General features: G+C 74.4%; 13 protein-coding genes. 4 read left to right on the top strand and 9 right to left on the bottom strand.

Annotated elements, in window-relative coordinates:
* Nucleotides 1-50: 50 nt before the first annotated feature.
* From def to ACFYT9_RS27745, 8 genes are all read right to left on the bottom strand, one after another.
* Nucleotides 51-701: a peptide deformylase gene (def, locus tag ACFYT9_RS27780; protein WP_376598863.1), complete on the bottom strand. Its 651-nt coding sequence runs from the start codon at nucleotides 699-701 to the stop codon at nucleotides 51-53.
* A gap of 66 nt (nucleotides 702-767) precedes the next feature.
* Nucleotides 768-1,748, bottom strand: a complete 981-nt coding sequence (locus tag ACFYT9_RS27775; RefSeq protein WP_376598861.1) for a tetratricopeptide repeat protein — start codon at nucleotides 1,746-1,748, stop codon at nucleotides 768-770.
* Nucleotides 1,749-1,828: 80 nt separating this feature from the next.
* A complete protein-coding gene (locus ACFYT9_RS27770; protein WP_387274445.1) occupies nucleotides 1,829-3,085 on the bottom strand; it encodes an HD-GYP domain-containing protein in 1,257 nt (418 codons plus the stop codon).
* Complete coding sequence (locus ACFYT9_RS27765) at nucleotides 3,082-4,452, bottom strand: HD-GYP domain-containing protein (RefSeq protein WP_389168519.1); 1,371 nt, start codon at nucleotides 4,450-4,452, stop codon at nucleotides 3,082-3,084. The genes ACFYT9_RS27770 and ACFYT9_RS27765 overlap by 4 nt, the downstream gene beginning before the upstream one ends.
* Before the next feature lie 122 nt (nucleotides 4,453-4,574).
* Entirely contained in the window at nucleotides 4,575-4,904 is a 330-nt protein-coding gene (gene rsrA / locus ACFYT9_RS27760; RefSeq protein ID WP_376598857.1) for a mycothiol system anti-sigma-R factor, read from the bottom strand.
* Nucleotides 4,901-5,557, bottom strand: a complete 657-nt coding sequence (locus ACFYT9_RS27755; protein ID WP_376598868.1) for a sigma-70 family RNA polymerase sigma factor — start codon at nucleotides 5,555-5,557, stop codon at nucleotides 4,901-4,903. Before ACFYT9_RS27755 ends, rsrA begins: the two co-directional genes overlap by 4 nt.
* Before the next feature lie 250 nt (nucleotides 5,558-5,807).
* Nucleotides 5,808-6,443 (bottom strand): alpha/beta family hydrolase, encoded by a 636-nt coding sequence (locus ACFYT9_RS27750; protein WP_387274442.1) that lies wholly within the window; start codon nucleotides 6,441-6,443, stop codon nucleotides 5,808-5,810.
* A 38-nt stretch (nucleotides 6,444-6,481) separates the two neighbouring features.
* On the bottom strand, nucleotides 6,482-7,297 hold the full coding sequence (locus ACFYT9_RS27745; RefSeq protein ID WP_376598854.1) for an SOS response-associated peptidase: 816 nt from the start codon (nucleotides 7,295-7,297) through the stop codon (nucleotides 6,482-6,484).
* Nucleotides 7,298-7,346: 49 nt separating this feature from the next.
* On the opposite strand from ACFYT9_RS27745, the gene ACFYT9_RS27740 reads away from it, so the two are divergent.
* From ACFYT9_RS27740 to ACFYT9_RS27725, 4 genes are all read left to right on the top strand, one after another.
* A complete protein-coding gene (locus ACFYT9_RS27740) occupies nucleotides 7,347-8,027 on the top strand; it encodes a M50 family metallopeptidase (RefSeq protein WP_387274440.1) in 681 nt (226 codons plus the stop codon).
* A 20-nt stretch (nucleotides 8,028-8,047) separates the two neighbouring features.
* Nucleotides 8,048-9,400, top strand: a complete 1,353-nt coding sequence (gene aroA / locus ACFYT9_RS27735) for a 3-phosphoshikimate 1-carboxyvinyltransferase (protein WP_376598851.1) — start codon at nucleotides 8,048-8,050, stop codon at nucleotides 9,398-9,400.
* Nucleotides 9,401-9,403: 3 nt separating this feature from the next.
* Entirely contained in the window at nucleotides 9,404-10,414 is a 1,011-nt protein-coding gene (gene rsgA, locus ACFYT9_RS27730) for a ribosome small subunit-dependent GTPase A (protein WP_376598849.1), read from the top strand.
* Between the two features lie 102 nt (nucleotides 10,415-10,516).
* A complete protein-coding gene (locus ACFYT9_RS27725; RefSeq protein ID WP_150209631.1) occupies nucleotides 10,517-10,840 on the top strand; it encodes a multidrug efflux SMR transporter in 324 nt (107 codons plus the stop codon).
* On the opposite strand, the gene ACFYT9_RS27720 is transcribed toward ACFYT9_RS27725, so the two are convergent.
* Complete coding sequence (locus ACFYT9_RS27720; protein ID WP_387274437.1) at nucleotides 10,732-11,367, bottom strand: TetR/AcrR family transcriptional regulator; 636 nt, start codon at nucleotides 11,365-11,367, stop codon at nucleotides 10,732-10,734. The genes ACFYT9_RS27725 and ACFYT9_RS27720 overlap by 109 nt on opposite strands.
* Nucleotides 11,368-11,478 lie beyond the last annotated feature (111 nt).

Here is an 11,478-nt window from a genome sequence, read left to right as displayed (position 1 = left end):
GGCCCCGCACTCCTGGAGTGCGGGGCCCTCTCGCGTACCTGCGTGCGAGGTCAGTCGTTGGCGACGACCGGGTAGCGCGGGGTGCCCTCTTCCATCTGGCGCAGGGCGTCCTTGCGGTCGCGCTTGGAGAGCTTGTCGATGTAGAGGAAGCCGTAGAGGTGGTCCGTCTCGTGCTGGAGGGCGCGGGCGAAGTAGCCCGTGCCGCGGACCTTGATGGGGTTGCCGAGGAGGTCCTGGCCGTGGACCTCGGCGAAGTCCGGGCGGGCCAGGGCGGCGTAGGCGGTGGGGACCGAGAGGCAGCCCTCGTTGGAGTCGTCGAGGTTGCGGCGGTCGGCCGGGAGCTCCTGGAGCACCGGGTTGACCACGTGGCCGGTGTGGCGGACGCCCTCGTCGTCGGGGCAGTCGTAGACGAAGACCTTCAGGCCGACGCCGATCTGGTTGGCGGCGAGGCCGACGCCCTCCGCCGTCTTCTGGCTGGCGAACATGTCGTCGACCAGGGCCGCGAGCTCCGGACCGAACTCGGTGACGTCCTTGCACTCGTGGTGCAGCACCGGGTTGCCGACGACCGTGATCGGGCGGGAGGTGCCCCGCTCGCGGTGGGCGAGCTCGCGCTCCTCGCACTCCTCCGTGTCCACGATGTAGCCGTCGTCGTCCAGGGCGTAGCCCGTGAAGATCTGCTCGCCCGTCTCCTGCTGCGCCATGTGCCGCCGCGCCTTCCTGAATACCCGAATCCGTCGGGGACAGCCTACGGGGCCGGGGCGGAAGGCTCAGCAGACCTCTTCGAGATCGCGCCATTCCCGGCTGTCGGGGCTGTCCGCCACCCAGCCGTCCAGGAGGCCGCGGACGAGGTCGGCCGGGGCGGCGATGCCGCACTCGCGCTCGGGCACCCACAGCTCGCCGGGCGAGCGGTGGCCGAGCGGGCCGGGGTGGCCGGGCTCGCTGTGGTCGTGCGGGTCGACGTGGTCGCCCTCGCCCTCCGCGCTGGGCATGGTCGACTCGGAGCAGGCCCGGCAGAGGAGCCGTACCGACGAGGACCAGTCCTCCGCGGCGAAGCCCGCCTCGGCGGCGAGGTGCTCCAGGGCGTCCCGGTCGGCCTCGGTGGCGGCCTCCAGGAGGACGACCCAGGTGGGGACGGGCGACGGGGCCCACAGCTCGATCTCGTCGAAGACCGGGTAGGAGGGGCCGGCCGTGGTGGTCCGCTCGCCGTTCGGGACGCCGTCGTGGAGGACGACCTCGCCCCAGCGGCGGCCGGAGGACGGCAGCGGGATGGAGAGGACCTCGATGCGGGCCGGGTCGAGCCGGCGGCCCCAGACGACCTCGGCCTCGCCCTCGGGCGAGAGGCGGACGGCGGCGCTGCCGAGCTCCATCCCGGCGGGCTCGCCGGTGGCGGAGGAGGCGCCGGGGACCTTCAGTCCGTAGGCCTGCCAGGCGCGGCGGGCCAGCGGCCAGTCCTGGAGCGCGGTGGCGGCGATGCCGACGTTCCACCAGTCGGGGGCGCCGGTCTCCTTGTCCAGCAGGGCCACGGCCCGCAGACCGGCGGCGCGGGCCTGCTCCCAGTCGTGCCGGAACTTGTGGAGCAGCGCCAGGTTGAACCAGGACTCGGAGAGCCACGGCTCCAGATCGGCCGCCCGGGTGAGCAGCGCGCCCGCGTCCTCGTACCGTCCGTCGCCGATCAGCGTGAACGCGCGGTCGGTGGCCTGCCGCCAGGAGGCGGAGGGCCGATGCCGTACCTTCCCGAAGATCCTCACGATTCCCGCCTGCCCGATCGCTTCACCCTCTTGTTCGCATCCAACCATGCCGGGTCGGACGCGCGCTCATTACCCATGGGTTACCCCGTGGGGACCGAGGTCACCCCAGGTGTTCCGCCGCGGGCCAGGACCCTGGCCAGGCAGGCGACGACCTCGGGGTGGTAGTCGCGGGCGGTGCCGAGCCGCAGCAGTTCCAGGGCCTCCAGGGCGGCGGCCGCGTCCTCCCCGGCGAGGTCGTCGTAGGCGTTGACGGCGCGGACGATCCGGGCGGGCAGGGGCTGCTCGCGGTACGGGTCGGCCTGGCGCTCGACGATCCGGGCGACGGCGGCGGGGACGCCGGTCATCCGGACCACCTCGCCGCCGAGGAGGGCGATCCGCCGCTGGTCCTCGGCGGGGAGGAGCGCGGTGGCGCCGCCGGCGACGGGGTCGACGAGGGAGAGCTGGCCGATGTCGTGCATGAGGGCGGCGTACTCCAGGACGGTCAGCTCGGTGCCGCCGAGGCCCAGCTCGCGGCCGACGGCGGTGGAGAGGGCGGCGACCCGGCGGGCGTGGCCGGGCGGGGTGCAGCCGGCGATCTCGGTCGCCCGGGCGAGGGAGGCGATGGTCTGGCGGTTGACGGTGCGGACGGCCGCGTACCGCCGGAAGGAGATCTGGGTGAGGAGCAGCGGTACGGCGAGGAGGGGCAGCGCCCAGAGTCCTGCGGCGGTGACGCCGAGGGCCATGACGACGCCGGTGGCGCAGACGGCGGAGCCGATGCCGAGGAGGGCGCGCAGTTCGTCGCGGAGGAGGGGGCCGTACGGGTATCCGGTGCGGGCGCGGAGCAGCAGGGCGGCGAGGACGGCGTCGCAGAGTCCGGTGAGGACGAGGACGAGCAGGAGGAAGAGGGCGTAGGCGGCGCCGAGGCCGAGCCGGTCGGTGGCGGCGCCCGCGTTGTAGAGCGGCTGGAAGCAGAGGGCGGCGAAGCCGACGGTGAGGACCCGGCGGGCGAGCTGGTCGGGGTCGGGGCCCCGGCCGCGGGCGATGTGGGGGACGATCCCGGCGAGTCCGCCGGCGCAGGCGACGGCGACGACCTGGAGGACGCCGTGGGTGGTGGTGGCGCCGGCGTCGTCGCCGAGGAGGGCGTAGGCGAGGGCGGCGGCCGCGGCGAGCGGGGCGGGCTCCCGCTCCTCGGGGTGGGCTCCCCTGCGGGCCAGCTCGCCGAGGGCGACGAGGGCGCCGAAGGCCAGGGCGTTGCCGGGTTCGGCGACCCCGTGCCAGAGGGTGTCGGCGAGGCCGGCCAGGCCGAGGAGGAGGGCGGCGGCGCGGACGGCGCCGACGGTGGCCGTGCCCGGTCTCACGCGGGCTCCTGGGTCTTGGCGGCGAGCGGTCCGGGGGTGCGGGGCGCGGGGACCTGCGTACCGGCTTCGTCTGCGGTGACTTCGGGCTGCCAGCCGTGTGCGGCCAGGGCCCGGACGAGGGCGGCGACCATCCGGGGGTCGAAGTGGCTGCCGGCGCACCGCTCCAGTTCGGCGAGGGCGGTGGCGACGGGCCGGGCGCGGCTGTAGGAGCGGGTGGAGGTCATGGCGTCGAAGGCGTCGGCGACGGCGACGACCCGGGCGCACTCGGGGATCTCCTCGCCGCGCAGCCCGTAGGGGTAGCCGCTGCCGTCGATCCGTTCGTGGTGGTGGAGGACGGCGTCGCGGGCCTCGTCGAGGAAGCCGATGCCGCGGATCATCTCGTGGCCGTACTCGGGGTGGAGTTCGATGATCCGGCGCTCCTCGGGGGTGAGCGGGCCGTCCTTGCGGAGGATGCGGGTGGGGACGCCGAGCTTGCCGACGTCGTGGAGGATGCCGGCGAAGCGGACGGTGTCGAGCCGGTCGCCGTCCATGCCGAGTTCGCGGGCGATCAGGACGGAGGCGTGGCCGACGCGTTCGCTGTGGCCGCGGGTGTAGCTGTCCTTGATGTCGACGGCCTGGACGAGGGCCCGGATGGTGGCCTGGTGGGCGGCTCGCTCGTGGTGGTACTGGGCGAAGACCCAGCAGGAGAGGTACATGGGCAGCAGGACGAGGAGGGCGGCGGCGGGGCCGTGGGCGCTGCGCCAGAGGACGCCCATCATGAGTCCGGCGAGGCCGTGGACGAGGTGGGGGGCGAGGGCCCGGCCGAGCAGTCCGCGCCAGGCGGTGCGGAGGGGGAGGCCGTCGGCGGTGGCGCGGACGCCGCCGTCGAGGGCGGTGAGGACGAGGCAGAAGACGAGGGCGGCCGCGAGGGCGGGGAGCAGCGCGTGGGGCATGTCGGGGCGGCCGGTGCCGGTGCCGAGGGCGGTGCGGGCGCCGAGGGCGGTGGCGGTGTGGGCGGCGGCCCAGACGGCGAGGGCGGTGGCGGCGGCGCGCCAGGCGCGGCGCCAGCCGGCGGGGGGTTCCGCGACGCGGGCGAGGAGGCCGCCGGGGAGGGCGGTGAGCGCGGCGGCGGCCGGGGGCAGCAGCAGGGCGGCGGCGAGGAGGACGGGGAAGAAGGAGCCGCTGCCCATGGGGACGGAGCCGCCGAGGGCGCGGCCGAGGAGGCGGCAGCGGGCGGGCAGCTCGCAGAGCGCGTACAGGGCGGCGAGGAGTCCGGCCGTCGCCCAGGGGGTGGGCGACGGGGGGAAGAGCGCGGGCAGGGCGCACGCTCCGGCGCCGAGGGCGGCGCAGACGATGTACGCGCGGGCCGTTCGCGGGAGGGGCTTCACGACCGTCACGCGGTCACGCTAGCGAGGACGGCGGCCGCGGAAGGCGGGCCGCCGTCGATTCCTACCATCGGGTGATACAAACTGACGGATGCGCGGGTGACCCCCCGCACGTCCGTGCGAGGTCACTCCTGGGCGGCGGCCGGGGTCTGGGCTGCCGGGGACTCCGGGGCGACGAGGTCCTGTTCGGGCACGAGGTGTCCGCCGCGGATCAGGTCGATGCGGCCCATCACCTTGGCCCGCAGGTCGGTGGGGACCTCGTCACTGCCGCAGCAGCGCTTGACGAGCTTCTTCACCGCCTGTTCGAGACCGTACTTCTCCAGGCACGGGGAGCACTCCTCGAAGTGCACCTCGAACTTGGTGCACTCGCCGTCGGGCATCTCTCGGTCGAGGAACTCGTAGAGATGATCGAGGACTTCCGAGCAATCCGTCTCGTGCGGGTCTCCGCAGCTCATGAGTCCGCGCCTTTCAGATCCTTGGACGACTCTCCGGCGCCGGCGGGGACGAGGCCACGCTCGCGGGCGTAGTCCTCGAGCATGCCGCGGAGCTGGCGGCGGCCCCGGTGCAGGCGGGACATCACCGTACCGATGGGGGTCCCCATGATGTCGGCGATCTCCTTGTAGGCAAAGCCCTCGACATCGGCGAGGTAGACCGCGATGCGGAACTCCTCGGGGATCGCCTGGAGCGCTTCCTTCACGTCCGAGTCGGGCAGGTGGTCGAGCGCCTGCGACTCGGCGGAGCGCAGACCGGTCGACATGTGCGACTCGGCGCGGGCGAGCTGCCAGTCCTCGATCTCCTCGGCGGCGCTGCGCTGGGGCTCACGCTGCTTCTTGCGGTACGAGTTGATGAAGGTGTTGGTGAGGATCCGGTACAGCCACGCCTTGAGGTTGGTGCCCTCGCGGAACTGGTGGAAGGAGCCGTACGCCTTCGCGTAGGTCTCCTGCACCAGGTCCTCGGCGTCCGCGGGGTTGCGCGTCATCCGCAGCGCGGCCGAGTACATCTGGTCGAGGAAGCCGAGAGCGTCCCGCTCGAAGCGCGCGTTGCGCTCCTCGGTCGTCTCCTCGGGGCCGTCGTCGGTCCCTGTGTCGGTCCCAGTGACCGGACCCACCTCCTCCAGCGTGGTGACGGGGCCGGTGCCGGACCCGCTCGTCTCGGAGGATAGACGAGGATCGGCTCCGCCCGCCGCCCGAAGAGGAGCGGCCTTGGGGGCGGGCAGCACGGTCCAGTCGAGCTCCGCGGACCTGACCCGCTCCGGGCAGATGGTCGAACCCATGCGACGGACTCCCTCTCTCGTTCTCACACCGACGCTCTGCACAACATCGGTCACGGCCGCCGCATTCCCGGGCCCCGGGCGGGGTTCAGCGCAGGGCCGCGAGCCAGTCGGCGACGCCCTCGACGATCCGTCCGACGGTCTCCTCCTGGTCGACGGGCGCCCGCTTGGGGACGGCGAAGCCGTGGTCGCCGTACGGGATGTCGACGAGTCGGTACGAGCCTCCGGACGGGAACTCGTCCGGCTTCCCGAAGGGGTCGGCGCCGCCCTGGACGACGAGGGTGGGCAGTCGGGTGGAGAGGAGTTCGGCGGCGCGGGAGCTCTCCGGCTTCCCCGGCGGGTGGAGAGGGAAGCTCAGCGCGAGGACGGCGACGGCGCCCAGCTCGGCGCCGGTCCGGCAGGCCACCCGGGCGCCGGCGCTGCGGCCGCCCGCGACGACCGGGAGGCCGGGGGCGGCGAGGGCCGGCCAGAGGCCGCGCCAGCCGGTGTCGAGGGTCTTCGGCGCGGGCGCGACCTTCTTCCCCGCGACCCGCCACGGCTGCTCGACCAGGGCGACGGTGACGCCCCGGGCGGGCAGGGCGGCGGCGAGGGCGGCCAGGTCGCGGGCCTCGATGCCGCCGCCCGCGCCGTGGCCGAGTGCCAGGACGCGGCGGGCCTTCGGGCCGGTGTGCCAGGTGATGCGCGCCTCACCGGCGTCGGTGGAAACGGTCTCGATCTTCGTCACGTCCCCATCCTGCCGCCCCGGCCCGCGCCGGGGGCGCTTCAGAACAGCGTGCCGACCTCCGGTCCCGCGAGCTCGGCGAGGAGTTCGGGCCCGTTGTTGCGGACGTTGCTGACCGCGGTGGAGACGGGGTACGCCCGCATCAGGCCCCCCGGCGGCGGGGCGAGCAGGGCGCGCAGCTCGTCGAGGCCGGTGGTGGCCGGGTCGAGCCAGGCGTCCCAGCGGTCCTCGGTGAGCATCAGCGGCATCCGCGGGTGGATCTCGGCGAGCGAGCCGGGGCCCTCCGCGGGCGCCACGCCGAGCGGCCCGGTCTCCGCCTCGGTGGTGATCACGGAGCAGGTGGCCCACCAGGCGGCCGGGTGCTCGGGCGGCAGCGCGGGGTCGCGCCAGAACTCGTAGAGACCCGCCATGGCGAAGACCGAGCCGTCCGCCGGGGTCACGAAGTACGGCTGCTTCCTGGGCCGCTTCTTCTTCCCCTCGACCTCCAGGTCGCGCTCGGCGGCGCCGGTCACCCACTCGTAATAGCCGTCGGCGGGCAGGACGCAGCGGCGGGCCTGGAGGGCGCGCTTGAAGGAGGGCTTCTCGTGCACGGTCTCGGACCGGGCGTTGATCATCCGGGCGGCGCCCTCCGGCGACTTCGACCAGGACGGGACCAGTCCCCACTTCAGGGCGCGCAGCTGGCGAACCGGCCGGCGCGTCTCCGCGTCTTTCAGAGGGCGTTCGAGGACCGCGTGGACCTGCTTGGTGGGGGCCACGTTCCAGTCCTGGTCCAGGGTCTCCTCCGGCTCCCACTTCTCGATCCCGAAGAGGCTCACCAGATCCTCGGGCCGCCGGCTCGCCGCATAACGTCCGCACATACGTGCCACACTGCCACGATCCCCGAGCCCGAGAGGAGCGGACCGAAGGATGGACTTCAGCCCGCAGGCCGCCCCGGCCGAGTGGCTGGTGATCGCCACCGGCGTCGCCGCGCTCGCCGTCACCGTGCCCCGCCGCCTCTGGCTGTTCGCGCGGAACGCGATCACCATCGCCCACGAGGGCGGCCACGCCCTGGTCGCGCTCGCCGCCGGCCGCCGCCTGGAGGCGATCCGGCTCCACTCGGACACCAGCGGCCTCACCGTCACCCGGGGCCGCCCGACCGGTCTCGGCGTCGTCCTCACCCTGGCCGCCGGTTACACGGCGGCCCCGCTGCTGGGCCTCGGCGGGGCGGCGCTGCTCGGCGCCGGCCGGGTCACCGTGCTGCTGTGGGCGGCGAGCGCGCTGCTCCTCGCCATGCTGGTGATGGTCCGCAACGCGTACGGGATCCTCTCCGTCGTCCTCACCGGAGCGCTCTTCGTCCTGGTGTCCTGGCTGGCGCCCGCGGAGGTGCGGGCCGTCTTCGCGTACGCGGTGGTGTGGTTCCTGCTCCTCGGCGGGGTGCGGCCGCCCTTCGAGCTCCAGTCGAAGCGGCGGCACGACGGCGCTCCCGACTCGGACGCCGACCAGCTCTCCCGGCTCACCCACGTGCCCGCCGGGGTGTGGCTGGCCTTCTTCCACACGGTGTCCCTCTCCTGCCTGATCGGCGGCGCCACCTGGCTTCTGGGCTTCTGACACCCCCGTACAGTGAGGGCATGACCGCAGCTTCCCCCGCGCACCCCGATCCGTCGCACCCCGCAGCCCCCGCCGGCCAGGAGCTCTGGCCCGCCCCGTACGCGAGCGGTCCCGTCGACGCGACCGTGACCGTGCCGGGCTCGAAGTCGGTCACCAACCGCGCCCTCGTCCTGGCCGCGCTCGCCGCCGAGCCGGGCTGGGTCCGCCGCCCGCTCCGCTCCCGCGACACCCTCCTGATGGCCGAGGGCCTGCGCACCCTGGGGGTGCGGATCGAGGAGGGCGTGGGCCCGGACGGCACCGGCGAGGCGTGGCGGATCATCCCGGCCCCGCTGCGCGGCGCCGCCTCGGTGGACGTCGGCAACGCCGGTACCGTCATGCGCTTCCTCCCGCCGGTCGCCGCGCTCGCCGACGGCCCGGTCCGCTTCGACGGCGACCCCCGCTCCCACGAGCGCCCGCTGCACGGCGTGATCGACGCCCTGCGCGCGCTCGGCGCCCGGATCGACGACGAGGGCCGCGGCGCCCTCCCGATGACCGTGCACGGCTCCGGCGGCCTGGACGGCGGGACCGTCGAGATCGACGCCTCCTCGTCCTCCCAGTTCGTGAGCGCGCTGCTGCTCTCCGGCGCCCGCTTCAACCAGGGCGTGGAGGTGCGGCACGTCGGCGGCCGGCTGCCGTCGATGCCGCACATCCGGATGACCGTCGACATGCTCCGCGCGGTGGGCGCGAAGGTCGACGAGCCGGAGCACGGCGGCGAGCCGGACGTCTGGCGGGTCACCCCCTCCGCGCTGCGCGGCCGGGACCTCGTGATCGAGCCCGACCTGTCGAACGCGCAGCCGTTCCTGGCGGCCGCGCTGGTCACCGGCGGCCGGGTGACGGTCCCCGACTGGCCGGCCCGCACCACCCAGCCCGGTGACGAGCTGCGCCGGATCTTCACCGAGATGGGTGGTGTCTGCGAGCTCACCGACGCCGGCCTCACCTTCACCGGCACCGGCCGGATCCACGGCATCGACGTGGACCTGGGCGAGGTCGGCGAGCTCACCCCCGGCATCGCGGCCGTCGCCGCCCTCGCCGACTCGCCCTCCACCCTGCGCGGGGTGGCGCACCTGCGGCTCCACGAGACCGACCGGCTCGCGGCGCTCACCCGGGAGATCAACGGTCTCGGCGGTGACGTCACGGAGACCGAGGACGGGCTGCACATCCGCCCGCGCCCGCTGCGCGGCGGCGTCTTCCACACGTACCACGACCACCGGATGGCGACCGCGGGCGCGATCATCGGCCTCGCCGTGCCGGGTGTGGAGATCGAGGACGTGGCGACGACGGCCAAGACCTTGCCGGACTTCCCGGGGATGTGGACCGAAATGCTCGGGGCCTGAACCATGCGGCGCTACGGCAAGCACACCGACGAGGACGACATCCGCCAGCGGCCCAACCGCAAGGGCACCCGGCCCCGGACCAGCATCCGGCCGAAGCACGAGGACGCCGTCGAGGGCATGGTCCTCACGGTGGACCGCGGCCGGCTGACCTGCCTGGTCGAGGACCGCACCGTGATGGCGATGAAGGCCCGCGAGCTGGGCCGCAAGGCGGCCGTGGTCGGCGACCGGGTCTCCCTGGTGGGCGACCTCTCCGGCGAGAAGGACACGCTGGCCCGGATCGTACGGATCGGTGAGCGGGACTCGCTGCTGCGCCGCACGGCGGACGACGACGACCCGTACGAGCGGGTCGTGGTGGCCAACGCCGACCAGCTCGCGATCGTCACCGCGCTCGCCGACCCCGAGCCGCGCCCCCGGCTGATCGACCGCTGCCTGGTGGCCGCGTACGACGGCGGCCTGGAGCCCTTCCTGGTGCTGACCAAGTCGGACCTGGCGTCCCCGGAGAAGCTGCTCGAACTCTACGGCGACCTGGACATCCCGCACGTGGTGGTGAACCGGGAGGAGCTGTACGACGGCGGGGCGGCGGACCGGGTGCGGGAGTACCTGGACGGCCGGGTGACGGCCTTCGTCGGCCACTCGGGCGTCGGCAAGACCACGCTGGTCAACGCGCTGGTGCCGGAGGAGAAGCGGCGGATCACCGGCCATGTGAACGCGGTGACCGGGCGCGGCCGGCACACCACCACCTCGGCGCTCGCGCTGCCGCTGGACGTGGTGGACGGCTGGGTCATCGACACGCCGGGAGTGCGCTCCTTCGGCCTCCACCACGTCGATCCGTCCCGGGTCATCCACGCCTTCCCCGACCTGGAGCCGGGCACCGAGAACTGCCCGCGCGCGTGCAGCCACGACGAGCCGGAATGCGCCCTGGACGCCTGGGTGGCGGAGGGGCACGCCGACCCGGCGCGGCTCTTCTCGCTGCGCCGGCTGCTCGCCACCCGGGAGCGCCGCGAGGGCGACTGAGCGGTCCCGCCGGGGCGGCCCCGGTGTTTACGTCTCCCCCGAGACCGGTATGGACATACACGCACAAGTGCGAGTAATCCGAGCGGGTGGGAGGCAGGAACGATGGCGTGGCTGCTGGTGGTGGTCGCCGGGATCCTGGAGACGGGGTTCGCGGTCTGCCTGAAGCTCTCGCACGGATTCACCCGGCTGTGGCCGACGATCGCGTTCGCCTGCTTCGCCCTGGGCAGCTTCGGCCTGCTCACGCTCGCCCTGAAGAAGCTCGACGTGGGTCCGGCGTACGCGGTGTGGACGGGGATCGGGGCGGCCGGCACCGCCATCTACGGCATGGTGTTCCTGGGCGATCTCGTCTCCACACTCAAGATCGTCTCGATCACGCTGGTCATCGTGGGGGTCATCGGCCTCCAGCTGTCCGGCTCGGCGCACTGACCCTCCGGCGGCAGCGCCGGGGCGACCACATGGCTGACGGCGAGCCGCAGGGCGAGCTCGCAGCCGGCCGCCCACCGCTCCCCCGCACAGCGCGCGGTCGTCGCGAGCAGCTCCCCCGGCGCCGGCGGCCCGGCGTCGGCCCGCCGCTGCGCGGGTACGGGGGCGGGCCGGGCGCCCGGCCGGGCGGGGCGGGGCCGGGGCAGGCCCTCGGTCCACGCTCCGGTGAGCAGGGCCCGCAGTATCGGCCGGTCGCCGGCGCGTACGACGGTCCACTCGGCGACGGCGGCGAGCGTGCGCGCGGGCGGTTCGGGCGCGGCGAGCAGCCGGCGCGCCCCGTCGAGGTAGGCGTCGGCCTCGCGGCGGACGAGGGCGCGGGCGAGCCCCTCCTTGCTGCCGAACTCGTTGTAGAGGGTCTGCCGGGAGACCCGGGCGGCGGCGGCGAGGTCGGCCATCCGCACGGCGGACCAGGAGTGGCGCGCCAGGGCGGCGTGGGCGGCGTCGAGGAGGGCCTCGCGGGCGGTCGGCATGGGCGACTCCGGGCCGGACGATGGTCCCCCAGAGTCGGCAGGCGGACGGGCGCTGTCAAGAGTGCGGCCGGTGGGGCGGGGGTGATCGCCCGGTGCCGTCCATGGACGGTT

Source organism: Streptomyces sp. NPDC004435 (assembly GCF_042873895.1).
GTDB lineage: Bacteria > Actinomycetota > Actinomycetes > Streptomycetales > Streptomycetaceae > Streptomyces.
The sequence above is the reverse complement of the archived record's forward strand: the minus strand, read 5'-3'. Positions and strand labels throughout refer to the sequence as shown.

Bases quoted from the DNA above. Each gene is read 5' to 3' on its own strand.
- def (WP_376598863.1), bottom strand. From the start codon at position 701: ATGGCGCAGCAGGAGACGGGCGAGCAGATCTTCACGGGCTACGCCCTG.
- rsrA (WP_376598857.1), bottom strand. From the start codon at position 4,904: ATGAGCTGCGGAGACCCGCACGAGACGGATTGCTCGGAAGTCCTCGAT.
- ACFYT9_RS27745 (WP_376598854.1), bottom strand. From the start codon at position 7,297: ATGTGCGGACGTTATGCGGCGAGCCGGCGGCCCGAGGATCTGGTGAGC.
- ACFYT9_RS27740 (WP_387274440.1), top strand. From the start codon at position 7,347: ATGGACTTCAGCCCGCAGGCCGCCCCGGCCGAGTGGCTGGTGATCGCC.
- aroA (WP_376598851.1), top strand. From the start codon at position 8,048: ATGACCGCAGCTTCCCCCGCGCACCCCGATCCGTCGCACCCCGCAGCC.
- rsgA (WP_376598849.1), top strand. From the start codon at position 9,404: ATGCGGCGCTACGGCAAGCACACCGACGAGGACGACATCCGCCAGCGG.
- ACFYT9_RS27725 (WP_150209631.1), top strand. From the start codon at position 10,517: ATGGCGTGGCTGCTGGTGGTGGTCGCCGGGATCCTGGAGACGGGGTTC.
- ACFYT9_RS27720 (WP_387274437.1), bottom strand. From the start codon at position 11,367: ATGCCGACCGCCCGCGAGGCCCTCCTCGACGCCGCCCACGCCGCCCTG.